The sequence below is a fragment of the Nocardia sp. A7 genome (genome assembly GCF_046549215.1).
Classification (GTDB): Bacteria; Actinomycetota; Actinomycetes; order Mycobacteriales; family Mycobacteriaceae; genus Nocardia.
This window is the reverse complement of sequence record NZ_JAJPWE010000003.1, coordinates 207,944-232,184: the sequence shown is the minus strand read 5'-3', so window position 1 is coordinate 232,184 and position 24,241 is coordinate 207,944. Positions and strand designations below refer to the sequence as shown.

Here is a 24,241-nt window from a genome sequence, read left to right as displayed (position 1 = left end):
GCCCCGCGGACAGGCCGCTGGCGTGCAATGTCGTGCTCACCTCGACAATTGTGCCCGTCTCGGGGTCTGACCCTGAGGTCGGGGCCCGGCGAAATCAGGGTGCGGATAGGTCTGTGGACCGATGCGGGTGGGGTCCTCGGGCGGCACAGTGGAGATATCACCGCTCCACAGGAAGGCAACACCATGACCGCCCCCGCCCGCCGCATCACCCGTTCGACCAGCAACAAGTGGATCGCAGGCGTCTGCGGTGGCCTCGCCGAGCGCTACGGCTGGAACCCCAGCGTTGTCCGCCTGGTCTTCGTGGTCTCCTGCCTGCTCCCCGGCCCGCAGTTCCTGATCTACCTGGCGATGTGGATCCTCATCCCCCAGAAGTAGCCCCGAACCCCGTGCCTCCCACTCGCGGATGACAAGATGGTGGCCAACCCCGCCACGTCGTCATCCGCGAGTTTTTACGTTGGAGGAGCAGTCATGGTCACTTCGGGCGAGTTCTCCGGCCTCGGCCTACCCGACATCGACGCCCACTCATCCCTGGGCGGCCTCGGCGCCGTGGAACTGAACAACCCATCCCTCGACCTGGACCAGGACGGCGTCGCCGACTCCCTCTCCACCGGCGACACCGACTCGACCAGCATCTGGTCCGACTACGACCACGACGGTCTGGCCGACCACGTCACAGTCGTCGAGGAAGACGGCGACTACGCCGCCTGGGAGTACCACCGCCATCCGGACGGCACGTCGGAGTGGCGCAAGACCGACCAGGGGAATCTGGAGAAGTAGGCAAGCCGCCCGCGCGTTGCCGATTTGCCGATTGATGGAACCAGTCGGGCTCGGGGCGCGTCAGACTAGGTAGGGCGCCGGCCGGCGCACACGGCGATGGAGGTGGGGGAATGACCGGTGTGAACGCTTCGGGCGGCTTTACGTTGGATAATGCTGCGGTACAGCGGGCAGTCGGCGAGCTGAACGGCACTGTTACCGAACTCCGGACGGCCGGGCGAGCCGTCGATGCGAATATTTGGGGGAACGGCAAGAGCGGGGCGAACTGCGAGGCAGGTCGCGGGTATGAAACCGAGGGCGCGGCCATCGCCGCTGCGCTCCAGCGGACCGTCACGTGGGTGAAGGTGTGGGCCACTGCCACCGAGGTGACTGCCGGTGTCACCGGTGGAGCAGCGATCTCGCTCACCGAGGTCGACGGCGCCAACGCGCGCGATCTCAACGGCAAAGCCGCGGCTCTGCCGTCGAGCTGACCGCAGTACTGGCGAAGGAGTTCCGCGATGGTCAATGCTGTGGATGATCTGCTCACCAAGGGCGCGAGAGCCCTCAACTACTTCTGGCATCTCACACCCGTCTATATTCGCGCGTTCGGTACCGACGATGGTTGGCCGCGCGAGAAGTTCGGGGAAATTTACAACGCCGAGCAAGGCATGAACACGGAAAAGCTCACCGGCGCAACCTGGAATGCGACAAGCGGCCTTCTCGCGGCGGCCGGCGCGCAGCGCGACGTGCAGAGGCAAGCAGTGACTGCGCTGAAAGGTAATTGGCAAGGCGAGGCAGGCACGCAGGGCACGGATCTGCTGACGAGGATGATCCAGGAGGCCAACGACGACATCGAGCACTTCAAGCAGCTCTCCGATGCGATATTCACAGCCGGGATCGAGTTGCCCACCGTCGTGAGTGCGAAGGTCGATGCGATTCTTCGTCTGATGCCGGAGTCTGGGTTGGTCGAGGTAGCAGGTATGTCGGACGGCGATATCGAGGCGATCCTGACGGCGCGTGACAGCGGCGAACTCAGCGAGACCGTGTGGTCGAAGCTCCTTCGGACGCCTTTCGGTGCGGGGCAGTCGACCGAGCGGACGCAGCAGGCAACCAAGGACCTCTGCGACCAGTGGATCAACACAATTTTCCGGCCGGACTACGTTGACAAGCGGACCAAATTCGTGCAGATCTGCGAGGAATACAAAGGCAAGGTCCAAGCGATCTATCAGAAGATCATCGAGGCGGGAAAGTTGCTGCCCGAGGATCCGAAGTATCCGATGGCCTCGGGGGCTGTGCCGGTCGAAACGAAGCCCGAAGGTGACCCGGCCAAATCGACCGAGGACCCGTCGAAGGCGACCGGCGACAAGTCTCAGGACAACGGCGCGGCCGCAACCGGCGGGAGCAAGACCGACGGCAACGGCGGAGGAACCACGGCGGCCGCGACCAAAACCGAGGACGCTTCGGCGTCGGCTGGGTCGCCCGCAAAGACCGCAACGCCTGACACCGACACCGACACCGACACCGACACTACGACCGATGACACCAGCACCGATGACGACACGGACGCAAGCAGTGCACTGAGTACCCTCACCTCGGCGATCAGCGAGTTGGGCACCACCTTGTCGAGTGCGTTGACCGGCGACCTCGGCGACACCCTCACTTCGGCTGCCGAATCGGTGGGCACCTCGATCAGCGACGGTATCGAGCAGATGACCGAACAGGCGAGCAGTCTGTTGTCGGGCGAGCACGAGGCGTCGTTCCAGCTCGGCGACACCAAGGTGAGTATCGAGGCCGGCGAGAACGGGTTGTCATTGACGACCACCGACGCCAACGGCGACAGCCAGCAATACCGGCTGACGTTGGACGACAACGGATTGCCGGTCCTCGAGCAGGAGTCGAGTTCTGCCGATCCTGCCGCGACTGATGACGATTCCAACGGCGCGTCGGGTTCGGGCACACCGGAATCCGGCACCGAACAAGGCGAAGCGGGCCTTGCCGAATCCGCGCCGGGTGCGGAGGGGGCCACTCCGCCCACTGCCGAAACTCCAGATCCGACCAACGCGCCTGTCACCGATGGGACCGGCGATGACGCTCCGTCGTCAGGCCCCGGTGCCGGCGGGGTACCGGCCGCACCGCGCTCATCCCAGCAGGAAACCGATGGCGAGCACACCCCGAGCATCGACGACCATGAGCCGAGCAACCCGGGCGACTCGGGCGCGGTCCTGTCCGAGGCAGGCCCCTTGTGACAACGGCGGCACTTGGCGTTCCACGATCGACGGCCGGAGAATGATCGACCGTGGACTACGCAGCAGAGATTGAACAGATCGCCTTCGAAGCGCGTCGTCGGTCGGCGGTGCTGATGGAGGAGATCGACGAGATCAACCGCCAAACCACAATCCGTGCCGAGGAGTTCGCGATCGAAGCGGGCAATCGGCTTCGGGAACTGGCTGAACAGGACGACAGGGACGACAGCGAAGCCCAGCCCGACCCGGCCGTGCAGCCCTCGACTCGCGAGGAATGGACTCAACCCGCAGCGCGCCAACAGGTTCCGCCGCCGACTACGGTGGAACCCGACCCCCGCTGGACTCCAGAACAACTGCAGCAAGCCGAGATTCGGGCGGCGGTCGCCCGCGCGAAAGCCGCCCGACAAGCCCAGTCGACAGTCGCCCCGTCGGACGGTGACTTCGACTCTGAATCCGAGTACTACCGCCGCTCGACCTGGTTGGACTGAACTGGGCCGATCGCCTGCCGACTGTCGATTGAATGTCGGCCGTGCGTTGGGGCGAGAGAGCCGAGCTAGGGCACGATGACGTGGCGGCCGTCAGGATGGACCCGCCGATCTGGGATGACGAAGGGGGCGGCATGACCGTGGGCACATCGGTCGCCGGATACCAACTGGAGAGCGTGCTCGGTCGAGGCGGCATGGGGACCGTGTATCTTGCCAGGCATCCTAGATTGCCTAGGTCGGTGGCGCTGAAACTGCTGGGCGAGAGCATGTTCGGTGATATGGAAGCCCGAGCGCGGTTTGCGCGCGAGGCCGATCTCGCTGCACGCTTGGATCATCCGAATATTGTCGCCGTGTACGACCGAGGCGTTGAGGATCGGCGGCCGTGGATCGCCATGCAGTACGTGCAGGGCACAGATGCGGGGGCCCTGGGTCTGCTAGAGACGACACGGGCTGTCCGTATCGTCTCTGAGGTCGCCGCAGCGCTCGACTTTGCGCACGGTCACGGTGTACTACATCGAGATGTCAAGCCGGCGAACATACTGCTCGGCGTATCCGAACCCGAGCACACGGAAAGAGTGATGCTCGCGGATTTCGGAATCGCGCGGTTGCATCTCGATCAGAACCGGCTCACGCAGACCGGATCGTTCACCGCCACATTGGCTTATGCGGCGCCTGAGCAGTTGTCGGGATCAGCGCTTGACCCGCGCTGCGATCAATATTCGCTTGCTTGTACGTTATTCGCTCTACTCACAGGATCGGTTCCATTCGCAGCGACGAACCCAGTCTCGGTGATTCAGGCGCACATGTCCGCTGCTCCGCCGTCGATCTCGGCGATGCGGTCAGGGCTGCCGGTGGGCTTGGACGCAGTGGTGTGGCAAGCGATGTCGAAGGAGCCGGACAACAGATTCGCTTCATGCAGCGAGTTCGCGGCTGCCGTGACTCGAGTGTTCAGCGGGTCTCGTGTCAGCGCGGCCGCGGCGTGGGCGACAGTTCCGGCGAGTCGGGTACAGCCGACGTTGGTTGTGCCGGTCGGAGGAGCTCTGGCCCCGCGACCATCGCTTCACCGATCACGTCTCGCAACGTCCGACCCTGACCCGGTGACTATGTCGAGGGCGGATCCCGAGACCGCAAACGAATCGTCCAGGTCAATTCGGCCACGTCGCCGATTGCTTCGGACCGCGGCGCTCGCGGGGGTCGTCCTGTGTGCGGCCGGCGTGATCGTCACCTATGTCAATAGTGCTGCGACGTCGAGGGAGGCCGAGAGCGCTCAGTCGCAGACCGTAGAGGGGAAGTTTCCCGGGCTGGTCGGTGCGGAGGGCAGTCCCTTGGGCTCCGGGTATCGCGATGCGACATGTGCGGCGCATGAAGCGACATGGCCGATCAAGACTTCGGTGCGCTGCACGTCAGAAAACCGGATGGTCTACGTCGTCTCGGAATATGTCGATTCATGGAATGCCCAAGCCAGCCTGATCCAAATCGCGGGGTCGACCAAACGCGAATCCCATCAGGGGTGCCAACAGAGCGTAGCGGTCGCAGTATCCACACTGCGCGGGGCTCCACCCCTGCACGCCACGTCGTTCCCTGATGACCCTGACATGTCTCGATACGCCATCACGGTCAATCTCGGAGTCGAGACTGAAGACCCGGTGCGGCAGGTCGAAGAATTCCAAGCGGATTGGTGGGCGAACGCGCCCCTGTGCAGCTGAAACCGTCCGTGGGAAGTCGCGCTGATCACCGCAGTTGCGACCTGTCGGGACTCAGCCGCGGATGAGTTTGGCGACTGTGCCGATGGACAGTTTTGGTGCTTCGACTTCGATCTCGGCGTGCGGGTCGACCACCTTCGTGTGGGGGATCTCGGCTGTCGGGTCGGCGAAGGCCGCGTACTTCTTGTCGGCGAGGAGCGTGGCGAGGAGGTAGCCGGTGACCAGTGCTCGGGTGTTCTTGTCGGTTTTGTGTTCGTAGCGGCCTGCGCCGAGGGCGGCGAAGAGGCGACGGCCTTCGATGATGCCGTTGTGGGAGGCGCCGTCGATGGTGCGCAGGATCGAGGGGCCCGACCAGGCGGCGGCGAGGGGGCGGGCGTTGGAGCTGACCGAGTCGAGGTCGTCGCCGGTCAGGATCAGGCCGGGAGTATCGAGTTCGGGGGCGAGGCTCTCCGCGGTGGGGGAGGTGGGGGCGGGGAAGAGGGCGGCGATGGCGGCTACGCGGCGTTGGGCTGCGGCGATCACGGCGGCACCGGCGCCCATGCCGTGGCCGGCGAGGGCGAGGCGGTCGGGGTGGACGCTGATGGTGCCGTCGCCGAGGCGAACCTTGCTGACGATGTCGAGCGTGGTGAGCAAGTCGGTGCCGAGGTCGAGATGTGACGGGATCGGGCCGCGTTCGGTGTCGGGCGCGGCGACCACGAAACCCCACGACGCGAGGTGTTCGAGCAGGCTCTTGTAGTTCTCGGCGCTGGTCAGCCAGCCGTGCGCGAACGCGACAGCAGGCAGGTTCAGTCCGGACTCGGGCGTGTACACCACACCCGGCTGCCCCGCGATCCCCAGATTCCCGCGCAACACCCGGTGGGGGCCGCGAATGGACAGGGCGCTCAGGAGCGATTTCACAGTGGCCGACACGGCCAGAACACTATCCGATCAGTAGGGTGGTGGACCATGTGCGGAATCGTGGGGTACGTCGGATACCGGGATGCGCTCGGCGTTGTCGTCGACGCGCTGCGACGCATGGAGTATCGCGGATACGACTCGGCGGGGGTCGCGATCCTCGACGGAAACGGTGCTCTCGCGGTCGAACGGAAGGCCGGGCGGCTGGCCAATCTCGAAGCCGAACTGGGCGAGAAGGGGACCGAGCGGTTCGCCGGGTCGACCGGGATGGGGCACACCCGCTGGGCCACCCACGGTGCGCCGACCGACCGCAACGCGCACCCGCATCGCGATATTTCCGGCAAGCTCGCTGTCGTTCACAACGGCATCATCGAGAACTTCGCCCCGCTGCGCCGCGAGCTCGAGGACGTGGGTGTGGAGCTGCTCAGCGACACCGATACCGAGGTCACGGTGCATCTGGTGTCGCGTGCGTACGCCGAAGGGCCCACCGCGGGTGACTTCACCGCGAGTGCGCTGGCCGTGGTGCAGCGGCTGGAGGGCGCGTTCACGCTGGTGTTCACCCATGCCGATCATCCCGGCACGATCGTGGCGGCTCGCCGGTCGACGCCGCTGGTCGTCGGGGTCGGCGAAGGCGAGATGTTCATCGCCTCCGATGTCACCGCGTTCATCGAGCACACCCGCGAGGCGGTGGAGCTCGGTCAGGACCAGGCCGTCGTGATCACCAAGGACGGGTACACCGTCACCGACTTCGCGGGCAACACCGAGGGGGTGGTGAGCAGGCCGTTCACCATCGACTGGGACCTCGCCGCCGCCGAGAAGGGTGGCCACGACTACTTCATGCTCAAGGAGATCGAGGAGCAGCCGACCGCCGTCGCCGACACCCTGATGGGGCATTTCGTCATCGACGAGAACGGCGGCCGGATCGTCCTCGACGAACAGCGCCTCGCCGATCAGGAGCTGCGCGAATTCGACAAGGTGTTCGTCGTCGCCTGCGGCAGTTCGTATCACGCGGGGCTGCTCGCCAAGTACGCGATCGAGCACTGGACCCGGGTGCCGGTGGAGGTGGAGCTCGCCAGCGAATTCCGTTACCGCGACCCGGTTCTCGACCGGTCGACGCTGGTCGTCGCGATCTCACAGTCCGGTGAAACCGCCGACACCTTGGAAGCGGTGCGGCACGCCAAGGAGCAGAAGGCGCGCGTGCTCGCCATCTGCAACACCAACGGGGCGCAGATCCCGCGCGAATCCGACGCGGTGATCTACACGCGGACCGGGCCCGAGATCGGTGTCGCGTCGACCAAGGCCTTCCTCGCGCAGGTGGCTGCCAATTACCTGGTCGGTCTGGCGCTGGCCCAGGCGCGCGGGACCAAGTACCCCGACGAGGTGGCTCGTGAGTTCGCCGAACTCGAGTCGATGCCGAAGCTGATCTCGCGGGTGCTCGAGACGGCGCCGCAGGTGCGGGCCATCGCGCGTGAGCTGGCCCATGTGCCGACGGTGCTGTTCCTCGGTCGCCACGTGGGCTACCCGGTGGCGCTGGAAGGTGCGCTCAAGCTCAAGGAACTTGCCTACATGCACGCCGAGGGCTTCGCCGCGGGCGAGCTCAAGCACGGGCCGATCGCGCTGATCGAAGAAGGTCTGCCGGTGATCGTGGTGATGCCATCGCCGAAGGGGCGCGCGGTGCTGCATTCCAAGCTGCTCAGCAACATTCGCGAGATCCAGGCGCGCGGGGCCCGCACGATCGTGATCGCCGAAGAGGGCGACGACACGGTGCGCCCGTTCGCCGACGACCTGATCGAGATCCCGGTCGCCCCGACGCTCTACCAGCCGTTGCTGTCGACGGTGCCGCTGCAGATCTTCGCCGCCGAGGTGGCGCAGACGCTGGGCTACGACGTGGACAAGCCCCGCAACCTGGCCAAATCGGTCACCGTCGAATAGGGCTCGACGCCGGCCTCGCTACGAGGTCGGCGCTCACTTGACCGTGATGGATCCGCGCATTTCCGGGTGCAGGGTGCACATGTAGCGGTAGGTGCCGGGTTGGGTGAAGGTGTAGGACCATTCACCCTTGTCGATGATGGGGCTGTTGAGGCCCATCGCCTTGTCGCCGATGCCCTGCACGTTGTGCGGGACCTTGTCGGAGAACTTCCAGGTGACGGTTTCGCCGACCTTGACGGTGGCGTCGGCGGGGGCGTATTTCATGCTGCCGACCTCGACCGTGAGGTTGGTCGGGGGGTGCTGCTGGGTGGTGGTCGTGGTGGTGACCGGGCGGGGTTTGCGGGTTGTGGTGGTGGCGGCGTTTCCCGAGTCGCCGGAACAGCCGGCGGAGAACAGGGCGGCGGCCACGACTGATCCGGCGATAAACCGGGCGGATGCGGCGCGGTGACGAACCATCGACATGGGTGTGGAGCGTAGTCTGCGAGCGATCCCGGGCCGGTCGGCGGCCCGTTCGGGTGGCTGGGAGGCGACTATGTCGGATCGGCGTGGCTACTACACCGTCGACGAGGTTCGGGCTGCGGAAGCCGAGCTGTTCACGCGGGTGCCTGCGGGAATGCCGATGCGACGTGCCGCTTTCGGGCTGGCGGGGGTGGTTGTCAACGAATTGCGTTCGCGGACTGGGGGAGTGGTCGGGCGAACGGTGGGTTTGCTTGTGGGGTCTGGGGATAACGGTGGGGATGCGTTGTGGGCGGGGGTGTTTCTGCGGCGGCGAGGGGTGCGGGTATCGGCGGTTCTGTTGAATCCTGAACGGGCGCATAGGGAGGGGCTCGCCGCGTTGCGGGCGGCCGGTGGGCGGGTGGTTGATCGGCTCGCGGCGGTCGACCTGGTGATCGACGGGATCGTGGGCATTTCCGGGCGGGGGCCGTTGCGGGCGGAGGCCGCGGAACTGGTTGCTGCCGTGCGTGTTCCGATCGTTTCGGTTGACCTGCCCAGTGGGGTTGATCCTGATACGGGTTCGGTGGACGGGCCCGCGGTCACGGCGGATGTGACGGTGGCGTTCGGTGCGTACAAGCCGGTGCACGCACTGGCTGTGCCGCGCTGTGGACGAATCGTGTTGGTGCCGATCGGGTTACGGTTGGGCGAGCCCGGATTGGCGCAACTCGAGCCCGCGGCGGTGGGGGCCGGGTGGCCGGTGCCGGGGCCAACGGATGACAAATACAGTCAGGGCGTGACCGGAGTTTGCGCTGGGAGCGCGAAGTATCCGGGGGCGGGAGTTTTGTGCACGGGTGGGGCGGTGGCGGCGACGTCGGGGATGGTTCGTTATGTGGGTTCCGATACCGAGGTGCTGGAGAAATTCCCCGAAATTGTTGCCAGTGCATCGATTTCGGAGACCGGGCGGGTGCAGGCCTGGGTGGTCGGGCCGGGGGGCGGGACTGATTCGGCGGCTCGGGATCGGTTGGCCGAGGTGCTGGCCACCGATCTGCCGGTGCTCGTCGATGCTGATGGCTTGACGATTCTCGCCGAGGAACCAGGGTTGGTTCGGGGGCGTCCGGCTGCGACGGTGCTCACGCCGCACGCGGGGGAGTTCGCTCGATTGACGGGGGCGGCGGTGGGGGGTGATCGGGTGCGGGCGGTGCGGGGGCTGGCCGAGCAGTGGGGTGTGACCGTTCTGCTCAAGGGGCGGGCGACGGTTATCGCTTCGCCGGGAGAGGCCACGCTGGTCAATGACGCCGGCGGGGATTGGGCCGCTACGCCGGGGTCGGGGGACGTGCTGTCGGGGATCATCGGGGCGTTGCTCGCCGCGGGGCGCGAGCCGGGGTGGGCTGCTGCGGCCGGCGCTCGGGTGCACGCGTTGGCGGCGAATTCGGCTGCCTACGCGGGGCAGGATGCGGGGGCGCCGATTTCAGCGACGCCTTTGCTGGGGCATGTTCGGGGTGCTGTGCGGATGTTGCGGGAGATGGGTGGGAACGCAGCGCAGGGTCGGTAGTCGCGACTCAGGTCGGGTGCGATGCGCCCCAGGTCGCGCGAATTCTCGCGGCCCTGGCACGATCGGGGGTGTGAATGCGCAAGTGGAGACGGTCGTCGACTTGGATGCCATTGCTCATAACGTGCGGGTGTTGCGGGAGTACGCGCAGGGGGCCGCTGTGATGGCAGTGGTCAAGGCTGACGGGTACAACCATGGGGCGGTGGAGGTGGCTCGGGCGGCATTGGGGGCGGGGGCTCGGGAGCTGGGGGTGACCACTGTCGGGGAGGGACTTGCGTTGCGCGCGGCGGGGATCACCGCGCCGATTCTCTGCTGGCTCAATACCGTTGACGCTGATTACGCGGGTGCCGTCGCGGGAGATCTCGAGATCGGGGTGTCTTCGCTGGCGCAGTTGCGGGCGGTGGAGCGGGCCGCGGTGGCGATGGGGCAGACCGCGACGGTGACGGTGAAGGTTGACACAGGACTCAATCGCAACGGGGTGTCGGTGACGGAGTACCCGCAGGTCCTGAAGGCCTTACGGGGGCTCGTCGACGGGCAGGTGACGCGGCTGCGGGCGATCTTTTCCCACCTCGCGCATGCCGACGAGCCGGGGCATCCGATGCTGGATCGGCAGCGGGAGCGGTTCATCGAGGCGATCGCCTTGGCCAAGGAGTACGGACTCGAACCCGAGCTCGTGCATCTGTCGAACTCGGCGGCCACTTTGACCAGGCCCGATCTGCATTTCGACATGGTTCGGCCCGGCATCTCGGTGTACGGGCACTCGCCCATTCCGGAGCTCGGGCAATTCGGGTTGAAGCCCGCGATGACGTTCCAGGCGGAGGTCGCACTGGTGAAAAAGGTGGCGGCGGGGGAGGGCGTGTCGTACGGGCATCGCTGGGTGGCACCGCGCGACACCACGATCGCGCTGGTGCCCGCGGGGTACGCCGACGGGGTGTTCCGGTCGCTCAGTGGACGTTTCGAGGTGTGGTTGGGCGGGGCTCGACACCGTAATGTCGGGCGGGTGTGCATGGACCAGTTCATGGTTGACCTCGGCGACAACGCGGGTGGTGTGCGCGAAGGTGATCGCGCGGTCCTGTTCGGCGGCGGCGCGGGACAGCCACACGCGCTCGACTGGGCGCGGGCGCTGGACACGATCGACTACGAGGTCGTCTGCGCGCCGCGTGGTCGTGTGGTCCGCCGCTACGTAGGCACCGGCCGATGACCCGGCGCACGGTGATCCGCCGCGGCGGCCTCGCGACCGCGGGGCTGCTCGCCGGACTCGCCATCGCCCACACCTTGCGCCAGATCGGCGCGCGCGTGATGTGGCCCGCCGAACGCGACGAATATCGCGAAGAGAACTTCGCCCTCATCGACACCGACGAGCCGGGCTCGGTACTGGCCGACGACGGCGTATCGCTGGCCACCCGTACCTTCGGCGACGACTCCGCCGAGGTCACGGTCGTTTTCGTGCACGGATTCTGCAACAGCATGGAGTCCTTCCATTTCCAGCGCCGCGATCTCGCGCAGGAGTGGGGTTCGCGGATCCGGCTGGTGTTCTTCGATCTGCGCGGGCACGGACGTTCCGGCACGCCGAGCACCGAGAGCTGCACGGTCGCACAGCTGGGCCGCGACATCGCCGGCGTGATCCGGGAGTGCGCGCCAACGGGACCGGTGGTGCTGGTCGGGCATTCGCTCGGCGGAATGGGTGTGCTCGCGGCGGCCGCGCAGTTCCCCGAACTGTTCGCGACGCGGGTGCGCGCGGTCGGCCTGTTCAGCACGGCGGCCGCGGAAGTGACCGCCACCGGGATCTCGCAATTGATTCGCCACCCCGCGGTCGACGGGTTCCGGCTGGCGGCGCGGACGGCGCCGACGCTGGTGCAGTTCAGCCGCAGCGCGAGCAAGCAGGTGGTCACGCCGATCCTGCACGTCAGCTCGTTCCACGGCACGGTGAGTCCGACGCTGTCGCGGTTCACCACGATGATGATCGACCGCACACCGGTCGGCACCATCGAGAAGTTCCTGAAAGCGATTGAGTTGCACGATGAATCGGCCGCGCTGGCGGTCCTGGACGCAATGCCGGTCCTGATCCTCGGCGGTGCTCACGATGTGGTGATCCCGTTCCGCAACTCCCGCGCACTGGCGGCCGCACTGCCGAGCAGCGAGCTGGTCCGGGTGCGTGCGGCGGCGCACATGCCGCACCTGCAGTTCCCTGAGGTGAGCTTGGCCGCGCTCGACCGGCTGCTGGCGCGCGCGGGGATCACCGCACGGGGCGAGGAGGCCGTCGGTGGCTGAACAACGCGTCCTGGCGACCGTCGAGGACACCGAAGCCTTCGGCCGCGAGCTGGCGGCCACCCTGCGCCCGGGCGACCTGGTCGTCCTCGACGGACCGCTCGGTGCCGGCAAAACCGCGTTGACCAGAGGGATCGCCGCCGGCCTCGGTGTCGCGGGCCGGGTCAGCTCGCCGACGTTCATCATCGCGCGAGCTCACAAAGCCGGGGTGCGGCCGGACGGCACGCCCGGGGTGGCGATGGTGCATGTCGACGCCTACCGACTCGCTGGCGACCTCGACGAACTGGACTCCCTCGACCTCGACACCGACCTGCACCACGCGGTCGTCGTCGTGGAATGGGGCAAGGGGGTGGTCGAACACCTCGCCGACCGGCATTTGCGCGTGCAACTCGCCCGGGAGCCGGAATCCGATGTGCGCACGGCGATCTGGGAATGGATCGAATAACGCGCGATCACCCGCGCACCGGTGCGCGCCGAGCGGCGAAACCACCCGGTATTGTTGAGACAATCATGCTCGTACTAGCAGTCGACACCGCGACACCCGCCGTTACAGCGGGATTGGTGCACCTGTCACCTGCCGGTGAATCCGGCACCCGGCCCGCCGTGGCGACGCTCGCTGCCCGCGTGAAGGTCGACGCCCGCGCGCACGCCGAGGTCCTCACCCCGCAGATCCTGGAATGCCTGGCCGAAGCGGGGGTGAGTCGCGGCGAACTCGACGCGGTCGTCGTCGGGCTCGGACCGGGACCGTTCACGGGGCTGCGCGTCGGGATGGCCACCGCGGCCGCCTTCGGTGACGCGCTCGGGTTACCCGTGCACGGGGTGTGCAGCCTGGACGCGATCGCCGCCGACACCGTCGGTGAGCAGCGCGATCCCGGCGAACTGCTGGTGGTCACCGATGCGCGCAGGCGCGAGGTGTACTGGGCCAAGTATCTGAACGGGGCGCGGGTCGCCGGTCCCGAGGTGAACAAGGCTGTCGACGTGCCGGTCGGTGATGCCGCGGCGGTCGCCGGGTCGGCCGCGCACGTGGATTATTTCGATCTGCCGGTGCTGCCCGCCGAGACGCCCTCGCCCGCCGGGCTGGTCGCCGTCGCCGCGTCGGCGCTGCTGGCCGGGGAGGTGCCGGCGGCGCTGGTGCCGTTGTATCTGCGCAGGCCCGATGCGGTGGAGAACAGCTTCCGCACCCTCGACCGGACCGGGGCGTGAGTGCCGTGACCGAGTACCTGATTGCTCCCATGACGCTGCCCGATATCGACCGCTGCGTCGAACTCGAGCACCTGCTGTTCCCTGAGGACGACCCGTGGCAGGCGGTGTCGTTCCGGTCCGAGCTGGCCGGTGGGCACAACCGCTACATCACCGCTCGCGATGCCGACGGGGTGATGGTCGGCTACGCGGGCATCGCGCTGCTCGGTGACGACGCGCATCCCGAGGCCGAGGTGCACACGATCGGCGTCGACCCCCAATGTCATCGGGGCGGTATCGGGACGCTGCTGCTCGAAGCGCTGCTGGCCACGGCGGCCGAACGCGGTGGGCCGGTGTTCCTCGAGGTGCGCACCGACAACGCGCCCGCGATCGCGATGTACGCCAAGCACGGGTTTCACATCATCGGACTGCGCAAGAACTACTACCACCCCAGCGGTGCCGACGCGTACACGATGCGACGCCCCGAACTGACCGCCGCGGCCGACGAGTGGGCGGCGCGTGGACGGCAGGACGAGGTGCTGTCGTGATCGTCATGGGGATCGAGAGCTCGTGCGACGAAACGGGAGTCGGCATCGTGCGCCGACATGCCGACGGGTCTGTCGAACTGCTCGCCGATGAGGTGGCCTCGAGCGTCGATCAGCACGCGCGGTTCGGTGGCGTGGTGCCCGAGATCGCCTCGCGGGCGCATCTCGAGGCGATCGTGCCCGCGATGCGTCGTGCGCTGGCGACCGCGGGGATCAGCAAGCCCGACGCGCTCGCCGTCACCATCGGGCCGGGGCTGGCCGGCGCGCTGCTGGTGGGGGTGGCCGCGGCGAAGGCTTATGCGGCGGCCTGGGATGTGTCGTTCTACGCGCTCAACCACCTCGGTGGGCATGTGGCGGTCGATACGCTCGAGCACGGGCCGATGCCGCCCGCGGTGGCGCTGCTGGTTTCCGGCGGGCATACGCATCTGTTGCAGGTGACGGATCTGGGCGAGCCGATCACCGAGCTCGGTAGCACCGTCGATGATGCCGCGGGGGAGGCGTTCGACAAGGTCGCGCGGTTGCTCGGTCTCGGGTATCCCGGTGGGCCCTACCTGGATGCGGCTGCCGCCGACGGTGATCCGCGGGCGATCGCTTTTCCGCGCGGTATGACGGGGCCTCGTGACGCGCGCTACGACTTCTCGTTCTCGGGCCTCAAGACCGCGGTGGCTCGCTATGTCGAGGCTGCTCAGCGTCAGGGGATCACCGCTGATCAGCTACCCATTCCTGATATCGCCGCCTCTTTTCAAGAGGCTGTCGCCGACGTGCTGACCATGAAAGCCGTGCGGGCAGCGCAAGACGTCGGGGTCGACACGATCGTGCTCGGCGGGGGTGCCACTGCCAACTCTCGGATTCGGTCGCTGGCCGAAGAACGTTGTACCGCAGCGGGTTTGACGTTGCGTGTGCCCAAGCCCCGGCTGTGTACGGACAACGGGGTGATGATCGCGGCGTTGGGGGCGCATGTGATCGCGGCGGGGGCTCAGCCTGCGGCGTTGACTGTCGCCACGGATCCGGGGTTGCCGGTTTCGGTGAGCGCGCTGCGGGGTTAGCGGCTCCGGCGGGGGCTGGGTGGGGACCCGGCTAGCCCTGCGGTGTCGGCAGCTGACCGGCTGGTTGTCGCGGGACGCCGTCCGTTGCGGTGGCCGGGGGGATCGGGAGGGTGCTGTTGGCGGGGGCCTGGGTGGGGGAGGTGTTGGGGGTGCTGGGGCGTTGTTGTCTGCCGGCGCCGGAGCCGCTGTCCATGGGGCCGAGGGGGGACTCGGGGTAGGGGATCTGCGGGAGGTTCGGATCGGGGCGCAGGGTGGGTGCCGTTGTCGAGGCGGGCGCTGCGGGGGCACTGGGGCTTGTCGTCGGCGTGTTGGCAGGCTGTTGATTGGTGGTGGCCGCGGGGGACTCGGACGCGGGTGGGGCGACGGTGGCGCCGGTGCTCTCGCGGCCGACGGGGGTGGGTGCCGGGCCTGGCCCCAACGGTAAGGGGGATTGACGAACGGTGCTGCTCGTGCCCGCCGGGGTGACATCGGGGGAGTCGGGGGTGACCGCCTGCACGCCGTAGCCGATCACCAGGCCGACGACGACCACCGCGCCGACCAGGGTGCCGACCACCTTGGCGAAGGTGGCGCTCGGTGCGTCGGTGTGCACGCCGCCCGCCGACCCGGCGGGTGCCTCGGCATCGGCGACCAGTGCGGCACCCTTGGCGATCACGGCTTCGGGGTCGGGCACGGTCAGCACGGGCACGTCGAGGCGGGTGTCGAGAATGTCGACGACGCACGGGATATTGGCACAGCCGCCGATCACGGCGACCGCGTCGGGGTACTTCGGCGCGCGGGTGAACACCGACGACGAGAACAGCGCGATATTGCGCAGCAGGCCGCCGATGAGCTCCTCGAAATCGGGACGGGTGAGCTCGAGCCCTTGTCCCGCAACATGATCGATGGTGACCACGGGCGCCAGCGACAGGTGTTCCTTGGCGGCGCGGCCGCGGTTGGTCAGGGTGGTGCGGTTGGGGCGGGTGCCGCGACGGGCGTAGTGCAGGTCGACGAGGTGGTGGTAGATCAACTCGTCGATCGCGTTGCCGCTCAGCGTCGGTGTGCGTTCGGTGTGTAAGACCACGCTGTCGGCGTAGTCGGCCACGGTGACGGTGAGTCCGGTGGCGCCGAGGTCGATCACGGCCACGGTGGCGTAGCGGTCGAGCAGGCCGGTGTGGTGCAGGAAGGCGAGGGCGGCGGCGCCCTCGGTGACCAACCGCAGATCGCGATGGCGGGAGGTGGCGGCCCGAATGGCCTGTGCCTGTTCCTTGTTGCGGTAGGCGACGGCGACACTCGACGGGCGCGAACGGGATTCGGCGCGACTGTACCCACCGGAATAGCGCCCGAAAGGTTCGCCCATCATCCCCGCCGACACCGGCAGCTGGGTCGACACGGGTAGCTGGGTGGTCATCAACTCGATCGAGGACGACACGAGATCACCGAGGTCGGAATGTGCCTCATCGGCGGAAACGACCCGGTAGTCGAAATTCTGCTCGCCCGCCGAACCGGTCGCGACCAGTGCCGAGCACACCACCTCGTTCCCGGCCGAGATGCCGAGGGATGTTCGCATGTTCACCTCCCTTCACGCCGATGGTTCTCGATGGTTCTCTCCGAGCGAATAGCGCCTTCCTTGTGCTATGTCACAGCCTGTTATGCGAACGTTACAGATTGTTGCAGGCGATGTGAAGATCACTGGCCAGTGTGGGCGTGTCGAGAATGCGACATCGGCAGAACCCGACCTTGAGTGCTGGCACTCTCGCGTATAGAGTGCTAGTTGGCACTACCGGTTGGGCATTGCTCAGCTACTCGTGCCAGCCGACTTCTGAGCTTGGCTCCGGCACCCGCGACGACGGGGCTGCGCGCAGGGTCGCGAGCTGACCGAAACCCGGTCCGGAACACCAGTTCCGGACAACTGAAATTTCCCCTGAAAGTGGAGGGCTCAACGTGGCGAGCGTGAACATCAAGCCGCTCGAGGACAAGATCCTCGTCCAGGCCAACGAGGCCGAGACGACGACGGCCTCCGGCCTGGTCATCCCGGACACGGCCAAGGAGAAGCCCCAGGAGGGCACCGTCATCGCCGTCGGCGCGGGTCGCGTCACCGACAAGGGTGACCGCATCCCGGTCGATGTCAAAGAAGGCGACGTCGTCATCTACAGCAAGTACGGCGGCACCGAGATCAAGTACCAGGGTGGGGAATACCTCATCCTCTCGGCGCGCGACATCCTGGCCGTCGTCACCAAGTAAGGCCAACGCCGCATCAGCGTTCCGCCCCGGCGTCTTCACAGGCCCGGGGCGGATTGCGTTCACAAACAGGAGCTGAATCCTCTATGCCCAAGCAGATCGAGTTCGACGAAAAGGCTCGCCGGGCTCTGGAACGCGGTGTCGACAAGCTGGCCGACGCCGTCAAGGTGACCCTCGGCCCCCGTGGCCGGCATGTGGTGCTGGCCAAGGCTTTCGGTGGCCCGACCGTCACCAACGACGGTGTCACCATCGCGCGTGAGATCGACCTCGAGGACCCCTTCGAGAACCTTGGCGCACAGCTCGTCAAGAGCGTCGCCACCAAGACCAACGATGTCGCGGGCGACGGTACGACCACCGCCACCGTGCTGGCCCAGGCGTTCGTGCGCGCCGGCCTGAAAAACGTTGCCGCGGGCGCCAACCCGATCACCCTCGGCCAGGGCATCGCCGCTGCCGCCGAGAAGGTGTCGGAGGTGCTGCTCGCGCTGGCCACCCCCGTCTCCGGCGAGAAGGCCATCGCTCAGGTCGCCACCGTTTCCTCGCGTGATGAGGAAATCGGCGAGATGGTCGGCAAGGCACTCACCACGGTCGGCAAGGACGGCGTCGTGACTGTCGAGGAATCCTCGACCACGAACACCGAACTCGTCATCACCGAGGGCGTGCAGTTCGACAAGGGCTACCTCTCGCCCTACTTCCAGACCGATCCCGAGACCCAGCAGGCCGTGCTCGAGGACACCTACGTCCTGCTGCACCGCGACAAGATCAGCTCGCTGCCCGATCTGCTGCCGCTGCTGGAGAAGATCGCCGAGTCCGGCAAGAGCGTGCTGATCGTGGCCGAGGACGTCGACGGCGAAGCGCTGTCGACCCTGGTCGTGAACTCGATCCGCAAGACCATCAAGGCCGTCGCGGTCAAGGCGCCGTTCTTCGGTGACCGTCGCAAGGCGTTCCTCGACGACCTGGCCGTCGTCACCGGTGGCACCGTGATCAACCCCGATCTCGGCGTCACCCTGCGCGAGGCCACCATCGAGCAGCTGGGTCAGGCGCGTCGCGTCGTCGTCACCAAGGACGAGACCGTGCTGATCGACGGCGCGGGCTCCGACGAGGACATCAAGGGCCGTAGCGCGCAGCTGCGTCGCGAGATCGAGGCCTCGGACTCCGACTGGGATCGCGAGAAGCTCGAAGAGCGCCTGGCGAAGCTGGCCGGTGGCGTCGCGGTGATCAAGGTCGGCGCTGCCACCGAGACCGCGCTCAAGGAGCGCAAGTACCGCGTCGACGACGCGGTCGCCGCCGCCAAGGCCGCGGTCGAGGAGGGCATCGTCCCCGGTGGTGGTTCGGCGCTCGTGATCGCCGCTGCCGCGCTGGTCGAGCTGCGTGACTCGTTCACCGGCGACAAGGCCGTCGGTGTCGAGGTGGTTCGCAAGGGCCTCGAGGCGCCGCTGTACTGGATCGCCAGCAACGCCGGTCTCGACGGTGCGGTTGTCGTCGCCAAGGTCTCCGAGGGCAAGGACGGCTTCAACGCCGCCACCCTGACCTACGGCGACCTGCTCGCCGACGGTGTCGTCGACCCGGTCAAGGTGACCCGCTCCGCCGTGGTGAACGCCGCCTCGGTCGCGCGGATGATCCTGACCACCGAGAGTGCCATCGTGGAGAAGCCGGCCGACGCCGACAACGACCACGGCCATCACGGTCACGCGCACTGAGATAGACAAACGAAGGCCCCCGGATCGCTGACGCGGTCTAGGGGCCTTTCGTTGTCCGCTAGCTAGCTGGCTACCGGCGGATCTTCGGCATCGAGCGCGGCCAGTAAACGGTCGCGTAGCGACGGGGGCGGTGCGGTGGGGGTTGCGGACGCGAGCTGGGCGAGCGCTTCGCGGGTACAGCGAAGCTCTCGCAGGAACTCGGTACACAGGGTTGGATCTTCGGTATCGATGATGGTCTGGATCGCGTGATGGTCTTCGTCGTCGATCAATCCGAGCGCGACGGCGTGCGCGAGATCGATCTGGGCTTCGTTCATCTCACGTCACCCCCAAACTTTTCTTCAGTCGTGTCAATCCGTCCCGAATTCGGGACTTAACGGTCGGTAACCCGATGCCGAGGTGTTGTGCCACCTCCGCGTAGGTCCGCCCGCCGTAGTAGGCGAGCGAGATCGCCTCGCGTTGGGTCTCGGTGAGTGTCGAGAGCCCGCGCCGGACGGCCTGTTGTTCCAGTCTGCGTTCCACCTCCTCGGTGACCTCGTCGAATTCGTGGCCGAGCACCCGGATCCCGTACGCGACCTCGCGCTGGGTGTGGGCTTGCTCGGCGCGAACTCGGTCGACCGCGCGCCGGTGGGCCAGCGTCATGAGCCAGGTCACCGCCGACCCCTTGGCGGAGTCGAAACTCGTGGCGGTGCGCCAGATCTGGAGGTAGACCTCCTGAGTGGTCTCCTCGGCGTACCCGGGGTCGTGGAGCACCCGCAGGACCAGGCCATAAACGCGCGCCGATGTTCGGTCGTACAGTTCGGCAAAGGCCTGCTGGTCGGACAGCGCACATCGTTGCAGCAGTGCAGCTAGCTCGACTCCTTCGGCCGCGCGTGCGGTAACCGCAGAATCCACGATCGGTGGAAAGGCTTCGCTTCGGAACCCATTCTGTGTCATCGGTCACGAATGTAGCCCGAGGCTATGACCTCCCCGTGACCGGGGGTGCCTTTGATTCGGGTGCCAGCTGTTTGCTAGGGATTCGGCGCGCCACGGCCAGCGGATTGGAATAGATTTGCCAACCGGGCCAGACGGGGCTCGGCTGCGTTTCAGACGGCCATCCGGCGCCGGTTGCGGCGGGCGTGCATCTCGCGTTCGGTCTCGGACATGCCGCCCCAGATGCCGTAGGGCTCGCTGACCTTGAGGGCATGGGTACGGCACTGCATGAGGACGGGGCAGGCCCGGCAGATCTCCTTGGCGCGCATCTCGCGCGCCGTGCGGGCACGGCCGCGTTCGCCGTCGGGATGGAAGAAGACCGCGGAGTCCTGACCGCGGCACAGGCCACGCATCTGCCAGTCCCAGACATCGGCGTTCGGTCCGGGGAGGTGGGTGGGCATGGGCATAAGAACTCCTTGTGGCGCGAGCTCGTCAGCGTTGTCGAGCGAGTGGTGCGGCAGGTCTTCGCGCCACCCGCTGTGGGGTGGCCGGCTCGACGGTGCCTGACGGTGCCGCTCGGAGGTCGCTGCGATTTCGCGCGGCGCCAACCGTGGCGATGAGCTACGTTAGGTGCAGGCGGGAATTTACGTCAATAGTTCGGCGCATGAGTTCGGTAAATCTGCAACGCTGAAATTTAACCTACTCACTATTTACATTTCACACCCGATCCCTCCATACTGTTTGGTTGGCTATGGATCGGGTGTCTTCTTGTCTCCGAAGCATCCCATGTTTTCCCAGGTCGCGCCGGTAGAGGCCCGGTTCGGGTAGGTGCCACCGAGGGTGGGTGGGTGTGCTGGATCACAACGACCTCCACGGGCGAAGTGCGTGTAGATGGCGAAAACGGGGCGCGAAGGTTAATTGCGCGAAACGCATGTGAATTCGAGACTTTCCAGTTGCGGCATCGGGGAGCGGAGATTTACCTGATGGCAACATCGGTGCTCGAGGGAAATGCTGACTGTTTGCTGAATGGTGCTCGACGGGCCATAACACGCGAACTGCCGAGGACCGGTGGCGGCTAGAGTCTCGCCGTGCAGACAACGCCTTCACCCGCGGATATCGGTTTCGAAATACTCGCTTCGACTGCTTTCGGGCCCACTCCGGGCCGCGCCGCTACGGAGTTGCCGGAGCCGTCGGACCCGGTGTCGCGGTGGTACCGCGCGGTTGCGCTCGCTGGCCAGGGTCGCTACGCCGCCGCCCGTTCCGACCTGCGGATATCGGCCCGAACCGCGACGGATCCCGGCCTGAGATCCCTCGTCGAGAGCACCCGGGGTTCATTGCTGCGCCAGCTCGGCAGCCACGCGGCCGCGGCGGCGTTCGACGGACGCGCCGCGACGCTGGCACTCGGCGCGACGGGAGTGGCCCGCGCCGAGGCGCTCGCCGACGCGTACACGGGTCTGGCCGCTGACGCGCTCGGCACCGGTCGACTGGCCCTGGCCCGCACCCTGCTCGACCGCGTGCGACCACTGCTCACCGACGCACCCCCGCGTGCCGAGGTGCGCTGGCATTGGGTGCGTGCCGAGACCGCGCTCGCCGGCGGCCGGGCAAGCGAAGCGCTGCGCGACGCGGGCAGAGCTGTCGAGCTCGCCGCGGCCCTTCCGTCAGTGCGCCACCGGGTGAAATCGGCGCTGCTCCTCGCGGCCGCGACAGCCGCGAACGGTGACCTGGCGAAGTCCGCGGAACTGGCCCGCCGAGTCGACGTGGACTGCCGCGAAAACGCCCTTCTCCCACTGCGATGGGCCACCGCGATGCTGCTCGCGGGTGTCGCCGCACCGGCTCGGGCGCGCGCCGCGGCGGACGAAGCCGCAGATCATGGCGCCCGGCTCCGGGCCTGGGGCGGGGACATCGCCCCGCTGGGTGCCTGATTCGCTCCGGATGATCTTTCTGTGAGCACGGTTAGAAGCGACCATGCCCGCTGGCGGCCGATCCGGGGGTCGCTATTGTTAGTCCCGTTCCGCCTTTTCGGTGGAAGCTCGGTCACATTCGACCGCGCCACTCGTAACGCCAGGAAAATCTCTGACGATGACGCATATGGGCGAAGAGTTGGACCTCGCCGTCGCTGCGGCTGCGCAGGGCGACAGGACCGCTTTAGCTCGGGTATTGGAACTGGTCCGTCCCTTGGTAGTTCGCTACTGCAGGGCGCGGATCGGAGCCGCGGAGCGCGGACAGCTCTCCGCGGACGACGTTGCGCAAGAGGTCTGTATGGCTGTGATGACCGCCCTGCCCCGCTATCAGGATCAGGGTCGGCCCTTCATGGCCTTCGTGTACGGGATCGCTTCACACAAGGTCGCCGACGCCCATCGCAACGCCGCCCGTAACAAGGCGGAGGCGATGGCCGAAGTACCAGATGTCATATCCACCGACCAAGGTCCGGAACAGCGGGCTCTCGACTCGGAGACGAGCAGGCAGATGAACACTCTGCTGGCAACGCTCCCCGAGAAGCATCGAGAAATCCTGATCCTGCGTTTGGTCATGGGTCTGTCAGCAGAGGAAACCGCAGTCGCCGTGGGCAGCACGGCGGGGGCGATACGGGTTGCCCAGCACAGGGCACTCGCGAAACTGAAGTCACAAGTGGCGAGGGCAGGTGAAATGTATGGCTAGGGATGGCGAGCGCGGTCCAGGCGACCGGAAAGCGTGGCAACGCGGATCGCACAACAGCGGTCCCTACGCCGCCGAGGATGCCGGTGACTCCGGACCGGTCGACATCGCGGCGGTGCGCAGCGATGATGCGCTGATCGACGCGATCTCCAGCGATGGTCCGGTACGTACCGACAGCCCTGAAGAGTTCCAGCTGGCGTCGTTACTCGCGGATTGGCGGGCCGACCTACTGGCCGAGCCGATGCCGGCGGGACCTGATCTGGACACCGTGTTCGCGGCGGTCAATCAGGAGATCGGCGCTCGGCAGGTTCGAGTCGGAGCTTCCTCGCGCGGACGTCTGCGACTGGTCCGCCCGATCTTCGGAGCAGCAGCGGCCTTGTCGCTGGTGTTCGGTGGTATCACGGCTTTCGCGTACAGCGCGGCCCCCGGCGATCCGCTGTGGCGGGTCAAGGAGGTCGTGTTCAGCGAGCAGGCCCAATCGACCGTAGTGCAGTACGCCGACGAAGATCTACTGGCCGCGCAGAATCTGCTCACCGCGGGCAATCCGGAACAGGCGAAGGCCAGGCTGGAACAGGCCTCGGCCAACGCGGGCCAGGTCGACGATCCGGCCAAGCGCGAAGATCTGATCGCGCGCTGGAACCTGCTGCGGGATCAGCTGCTCAAGGTCGCGCCTGAAATCGGCGCGCAGCTGGCGCCGACGACGACCAATCCGACGACCAAGCCGAGTTCGCCCGTGCAGGTCGCCCCGACGACGAACCCGGGCACCACCGCTCCGGTGGCGCCGACCGGTCCGGGGGCGGGCACCACCGATCCGTCGTCCGAGCCGCCGGTCATCATGCAGTCGCCCGGTCCGGAGACCAAGCCGCTGGTTCCGCCGGTCGAGCCGACACAACCGTCCGTGACCACCCCGCCGGTGACTCAGGAACCGCCGGTCATCGTCGACCCGACGACTCCGCCGACAACCATCGCCGAACCACCGCCGGTCGTGACCGTTCCGACGGTGGTTCCGACTACGCGTCAGCTGCCGCCCACGCTGCAGGCGCCGCCCGCTGCGACGTTCCTGCCCACACAGGTGGTGCCGTCGCCCTGAGTGGTGATTTACCGCGCAACGTTGAATGTGAACCAATGACGAAGGCCCCGAACAGGTTCGGGGCCTTCGTCATTGGTGTGGGCGCTGTCCGACCGCCCCTACGCGTGCGTGTGCGCGAAGGGAGCGGGGTCTCGCGACAGGCTCAGCTGGGCTGAACTCAGTTGTCGAACCCGTCGAACCCGTCGCCGTGGAACGCCTCGTTCATCGACGCGTCCGCATAGCCGCGGCAGTAGTCCCACGTGACGTAAGCCTCGGGGGTGGGATCGTAGGCGGGCTCGTGTGGACGGACGGTGCCGTCGACGAGTAGCTGTAGGAGGTTCGCCCGCAGCATGTCCCAGTCGTGGTAGTGATCTTGCCGACAATCCTCACAGCTGACGACCAGTCCGCGAATTCCGCGGTGAGCCAGCAGGGCTTCGTATACGGCGAGGTCGGCGAGATCTTCCTCGACCGCGAGGCGCTCATGAGGATCCAACGGCTCACCGGGCTCGATCGCATCGAGCGCGGCAGACGGGTCGGAGGGGTCTCCGGCGAAGGGATCCGGCGGCAGGCCAGGTGGTAGATGGTCACGCACATCCCCACGGTACGCAGTACTTGGTGCATCGCGCCAGCGATGCACCGGGCAAGTTTTGCCGAAGGGCTCACTT

At 67.0% G+C, this 24,241-nt stretch carries 26 protein-coding genes; 19 read left to right on the top strand and 7 right to left on the bottom strand.

Features of this window, described 5'->3' with window-relative positions:
- Positions 1-183: 183 nt before the first annotated feature.
- The 6 genes from ACLJPD_RS19175 to ACLJPD_RS19150 all read left to right on the top strand — a co-directional run bounded on the left by ACLJPD_RS19175 (position 184) and on the right by ACLJPD_RS19150 (position 5,187).
- Positions 184-375 (top strand): PspC domain-containing protein, encoded by a 192-nt coding sequence (locus tag ACLJPD_RS19175; protein WP_410873759.1) that lies wholly within the window; start codon positions 184-186, stop codon positions 373-375.
- A 93-nt stretch (positions 376-468) separates the two neighbouring features.
- Complete coding sequence (locus ACLJPD_RS19170; RefSeq protein ID WP_410873758.1) at positions 469-777, top strand: DUF6802 family protein; 309 nt, start codon at positions 469-471, stop codon at positions 775-777.
- Between the two features lie 110 nt (positions 778-887).
- Positions 888-1,244 carry a hypothetical protein gene (locus tag ACLJPD_RS19165; protein WP_410873756.1) on the top strand — a complete coding sequence of 119 codons (357 nt, stop codon included), beginning with the start codon at positions 888-890 and terminating at the stop codon, positions 1,242-1,244.
- A gap of 27 nt (positions 1,245-1,271) precedes the next feature.
- Complete coding sequence (locus ACLJPD_RS19160) at positions 1,272-2,999, top strand: hypothetical protein (protein WP_410873754.1); 1,728 nt, start codon at positions 1,272-1,274, stop codon at positions 2,997-2,999.
- A gap of 50 nt (positions 3,000-3,049) precedes the next feature.
- A complete protein-coding gene (locus tag ACLJPD_RS19155; protein WP_410873752.1) occupies positions 3,050-3,484 on the top strand; it encodes a hypothetical protein in 435 nt (144 codons plus the stop codon).
- A gap of 131 nt (positions 3,485-3,615) precedes the next feature.
- Positions 3,616-5,187, top strand: coding sequence for a serine/threonine-protein kinase (locus tag ACLJPD_RS19150; protein WP_410873750.1), 1,572 nt, complete (start codon positions 3,616-3,618; stop codon positions 5,185-5,187).
- Between the two features lie 51 nt (positions 5,188-5,238).
- Here ACLJPD_RS19150 and ACLJPD_RS19145 read toward each other — a convergent pair whose 3' ends face one another.
- Positions 5,239-6,093, bottom strand: a complete 855-nt coding sequence (locus ACLJPD_RS19145; RefSeq protein ID WP_410873749.1) for a dienelactone hydrolase family protein — start codon at positions 6,091-6,093, stop codon at positions 5,239-5,241.
- Between the two features lie 36 nt (positions 6,094-6,129).
- On the opposite strand from ACLJPD_RS19145, the gene glmS reads away from it, so the two are divergent.
- Complete coding sequence (glmS, locus tag ACLJPD_RS19140; RefSeq protein ID WP_410873748.1) at positions 6,130-8,010, top strand: glutamine--fructose-6-phosphate transaminase (isomerizing); 1,881 nt, start codon at positions 6,130-6,132, stop codon at positions 8,008-8,010.
- Positions 8,011-8,043: 33 nt separating this feature from the next.
- Here the strand turns inward: glmS and ACLJPD_RS19135 are convergent, their stop codons facing one another.
- Positions 8,044-8,469, bottom strand: coding sequence for a cupredoxin family copper-binding protein (locus ACLJPD_RS19135; RefSeq protein ID WP_410873746.1), 426 nt, complete (start codon positions 8,467-8,469; stop codon positions 8,044-8,046).
- Positions 8,470-8,539: 70 nt separating this feature from the next.
- Here ACLJPD_RS19135 and ACLJPD_RS19130 point away from each other — a divergent pair, with 70 nt between their 5' ends.
- The 7 genes from ACLJPD_RS19130 to tsaD all read left to right on the top strand — a co-directional run bounded on the left by ACLJPD_RS19130 (position 8,540) and on the right by tsaD (position 15,029).
- Positions 8,540-9,994, top strand: coding sequence for a bifunctional ADP-dependent NAD(P)H-hydrate dehydratase/NAD(P)H-hydrate epimerase (locus tag ACLJPD_RS19130; protein ID WP_410873745.1), 1,455 nt, complete (start codon positions 8,540-8,542; stop codon positions 9,992-9,994).
- 70 nt (positions 9,995-10,064) lie between these two features.
- The gene (gene alr / locus ACLJPD_RS19125) at positions 10,065-11,192 is read left to right on the top strand and encodes an alanine racemase (RefSeq protein WP_410873744.1); all 1,128 of its coding nucleotides are present in this window, start codon (positions 10,065-10,067) and stop codon (positions 11,190-11,192) included.
- Entirely contained in the window at positions 11,189-12,262 is a 1,074-nt protein-coding gene (locus tag ACLJPD_RS19120; RefSeq protein WP_410873743.1) for an alpha/beta fold hydrolase, read from the top strand. The genes alr and ACLJPD_RS19120 overlap by 4 nt, the downstream gene beginning before the upstream one ends.
- The gene (gene tsaE, locus ACLJPD_RS19115) at positions 12,255-12,704 is read left to right on the top strand and encodes a tRNA (adenosine(37)-N6)-threonylcarbamoyltransferase complex ATPase subunit type 1 TsaE (RefSeq protein WP_410873742.1); all 450 of its coding nucleotides are present in this window, start codon (positions 12,255-12,257) and stop codon (positions 12,702-12,704) included. Before ACLJPD_RS19120 ends, tsaE begins: the two co-directional genes overlap by 8 nt.
- A gap of 65 nt (positions 12,705-12,769) precedes the next feature.
- The gene (gene tsaB / locus ACLJPD_RS19110) at positions 12,770-13,462 is read left to right on the top strand and encodes a tRNA (adenosine(37)-N6)-threonylcarbamoyltransferase complex dimerization subunit type 1 TsaB (RefSeq protein WP_410873740.1); all 693 of its coding nucleotides are present in this window, start codon (positions 12,770-12,772) and stop codon (positions 13,460-13,462) included.
- A gap of 29 nt (positions 13,463-13,491) precedes the next feature.
- A complete protein-coding gene (rimI, locus tag ACLJPD_RS19105) occupies positions 13,492-13,986 on the top strand; it encodes a ribosomal protein S18-alanine N-acetyltransferase (protein ID WP_387216822.1) in 495 nt (164 codons plus the stop codon).
- On the top strand, positions 13,983-15,029 hold the full coding sequence (gene tsaD / locus ACLJPD_RS19100; protein WP_410873738.1) for a tRNA (adenosine(37)-N6)-threonylcarbamoyltransferase complex transferase subunit TsaD: 1,047 nt from the start codon (positions 13,983-13,985) through the stop codon (positions 15,027-15,029). Before rimI ends, tsaD begins: the two co-directional genes overlap by 4 nt.
- Positions 15,030-15,060: 31 nt before the next feature.
- On the opposite strand, the gene ACLJPD_RS19095 is transcribed toward tsaD, so the two are convergent.
- Positions 15,061-16,575 (bottom strand): Hsp70 family protein, encoded by a 1,515-nt coding sequence (locus tag ACLJPD_RS19095; protein WP_410873737.1) that lies wholly within the window; start codon positions 16,573-16,575, stop codon positions 15,061-15,063.
- A 374-nt stretch (positions 16,576-16,949) separates the two neighbouring features.
- On the opposite strand from ACLJPD_RS19095, the gene groES reads away from it, so the two are divergent.
- Positions 16,950-17,249: a co-chaperone GroES gene (gene groES, locus ACLJPD_RS19090; RefSeq protein ID WP_056818214.1), complete on the top strand. Its 300-nt coding sequence runs from the start codon at positions 16,950-16,952 to the stop codon at positions 17,247-17,249.
- A gap of 83 nt (positions 17,250-17,332) precedes the next feature.
- On the top strand, positions 17,333-18,943 hold the full coding sequence (gene groL, locus ACLJPD_RS19085; RefSeq protein WP_410873735.1) for a chaperonin GroEL: 1,611 nt from the start codon (positions 17,333-17,335) through the stop codon (positions 18,941-18,943).
- Between the two features lie 62 nt (positions 18,944-19,005).
- On the opposite strand, the gene ACLJPD_RS19080 is transcribed toward groL, so the two are convergent.
- The 3 genes from ACLJPD_RS19080 to ACLJPD_RS19070 all read right to left on the bottom strand — a co-directional run bounded on the left by ACLJPD_RS19080 (position 19,006) and on the right by ACLJPD_RS19070 (position 20,319).
- Positions 19,006-19,257 (bottom strand): RskA family anti-sigma factor, encoded by a 252-nt coding sequence (locus ACLJPD_RS19080; protein ID WP_410873733.1) that lies wholly within the window; start codon positions 19,255-19,257, stop codon positions 19,006-19,008.
- Between the two features lies 1 nt (position 19,258).
- Positions 19,259-19,876 (bottom strand): sigma-70 family RNA polymerase sigma factor, encoded by a 618-nt coding sequence (locus ACLJPD_RS19075; RefSeq protein ID WP_410873731.1) that lies wholly within the window; start codon positions 19,874-19,876, stop codon positions 19,259-19,261.
- Positions 19,877-20,025: 149 nt separating this feature from the next.
- On the bottom strand, positions 20,026-20,319 hold the full coding sequence (locus tag ACLJPD_RS19070; RefSeq protein WP_379241531.1) for a WhiB family transcriptional regulator: 294 nt from the start codon (positions 20,317-20,319) through the stop codon (positions 20,026-20,028).
- A gap of 621 nt (positions 20,320-20,940) precedes the next feature.
- Between ACLJPD_RS19070 and ACLJPD_RS19065 the strand changes: the two genes are divergently transcribed.
- From ACLJPD_RS19065 to ACLJPD_RS19055, 3 genes are all read left to right on the top strand, one after another.
- A complete protein-coding gene (locus ACLJPD_RS19065; protein ID WP_410873728.1) occupies positions 20,941-21,774 on the top strand; it encodes a hypothetical protein in 834 nt (277 codons plus the stop codon).
- 157 nt (positions 21,775-21,931) lie between these two features.
- The gene (locus ACLJPD_RS19060) at positions 21,932-22,510 is read left to right on the top strand and encodes a sigma-70 family RNA polymerase sigma factor (protein ID WP_378921924.1); all 579 of its coding nucleotides are present in this window, start codon (positions 21,932-21,934) and stop codon (positions 22,508-22,510) included.
- Positions 22,503-23,597: an anti-sigma-D factor RsdA gene (locus tag ACLJPD_RS19055; RefSeq protein WP_410873726.1), complete on the top strand. Its 1,095-nt coding sequence runs from the start codon at positions 22,503-22,505 to the stop codon at positions 23,595-23,597. Before ACLJPD_RS19060 ends, ACLJPD_RS19055 begins: the two co-directional genes overlap by 8 nt.
- Positions 23,598-23,754: 157 nt before the next feature.
- On the opposite strand, the gene ACLJPD_RS19050 is transcribed toward ACLJPD_RS19055, so the two are convergent.
- Positions 23,755-24,168, bottom strand: coding sequence for a DUF5319 domain-containing protein (locus ACLJPD_RS19050; RefSeq protein WP_022567296.1), 414 nt, complete (start codon positions 24,166-24,168; stop codon positions 23,755-23,757).
- Between the last annotated feature and the right edge of the window lie 73 nt (positions 24,169-24,241).

Excerpts from the sequence above, each read along its gene's own strand:
- ACLJPD_RS19175 (WP_410873759.1), top strand. The coding sequence starts at position 184 with ATGACCGCCCCCGCCCGCCGCATCACCCGTTCGACCAGCAACAAGTGG.
- ACLJPD_RS19170 (WP_410873758.1), top strand. The coding sequence starts at position 469 with ATGGTCACTTCGGGCGAGTTCTCCGGCCTCGGCCTACCCGACATCGAC.
- ACLJPD_RS19165 (WP_410873756.1), top strand. The coding sequence starts at position 888 with ATGACCGGTGTGAACGCTTCGGGCGGCTTTACGTTGGATAATGCTGCG.
- ACLJPD_RS19160 (WP_410873754.1), top strand. The coding sequence starts at position 1,272 with ATGGTCAATGCTGTGGATGATCTGCTCACCAAGGGCGCGAGAGCCCTC.
- ACLJPD_RS19150 (WP_410873750.1), top strand. The coding sequence starts at position 3,616 with ATGACCGTGGGCACATCGGTCGCCGGATACCAACTGGAGAGCGTGCTC.
- glmS (WP_410873748.1), top strand. The coding sequence starts at position 6,130 with ATGTGCGGAATCGTGGGGTACGTCGGATACCGGGATGCGCTCGGCGTT.
- ACLJPD_RS19135 (WP_410873746.1), bottom strand. The coding sequence starts at position 8,469 with ATGTCGATGGTTCGTCACCGCGCCGCATCCGCCCGGTTTATCGCCGGA.
- ACLJPD_RS19130 (WP_410873745.1), top strand. The coding sequence starts at position 8,540 with ATGTCGGATCGGCGTGGCTACTACACCGTCGACGAGGTTCGGGCTGCG.
- ACLJPD_RS19120 (WP_410873743.1), top strand. The coding sequence starts at position 11,189 with ATGACCCGGCGCACGGTGATCCGCCGCGGCGGCCTCGCGACCGCGGGG.
- tsaB (WP_410873740.1), top strand. The coding sequence starts at position 12,770 with ATGCTCGTACTAGCAGTCGACACCGCGACACCCGCCGTTACAGCGGGA.
- rimI (WP_387216822.1), top strand. The coding sequence starts at position 13,492 with ATGACGCTGCCCGATATCGACCGCTGCGTCGAACTCGAGCACCTGCTG.
- ACLJPD_RS19095 (WP_410873737.1), bottom strand. The coding sequence starts at position 16,575 with ATGCGAACATCCCTCGGCATCTCGGCCGGGAACGAGGTGGTGTGCTCG.
- groL (WP_410873735.1), top strand. The coding sequence starts at position 17,333 with ATGCCCAAGCAGATCGAGTTCGACGAAAAGGCTCGCCGGGCTCTGGAA.
- ACLJPD_RS19080 (WP_410873733.1), bottom strand. The coding sequence starts at position 19,257 with ATGAACGAAGCCCAGATCGATCTCGCGCACGCCGTCGCGCTCGGATTG.
- ACLJPD_RS19075 (WP_410873731.1), bottom strand. The coding sequence starts at position 19,876 with ATGACACAGAATGGGTTCCGAAGCGAAGCCTTTCCACCGATCGTGGAT.
- ACLJPD_RS19070 (WP_379241531.1), bottom strand. The coding sequence starts at position 20,319 with ATGCCCATGCCCACCCACCTCCCCGGACCGAACGCCGATGTCTGGGAC.
- ACLJPD_RS19060 (WP_378921924.1), top strand. The coding sequence starts at position 21,932 with ATGACGCATATGGGCGAAGAGTTGGACCTCGCCGTCGCTGCGGCTGCG.
- ACLJPD_RS19055 (WP_410873726.1), top strand. The coding sequence starts at position 22,503 with ATGGCTAGGGATGGCGAGCGCGGTCCAGGCGACCGGAAAGCGTGGCAA.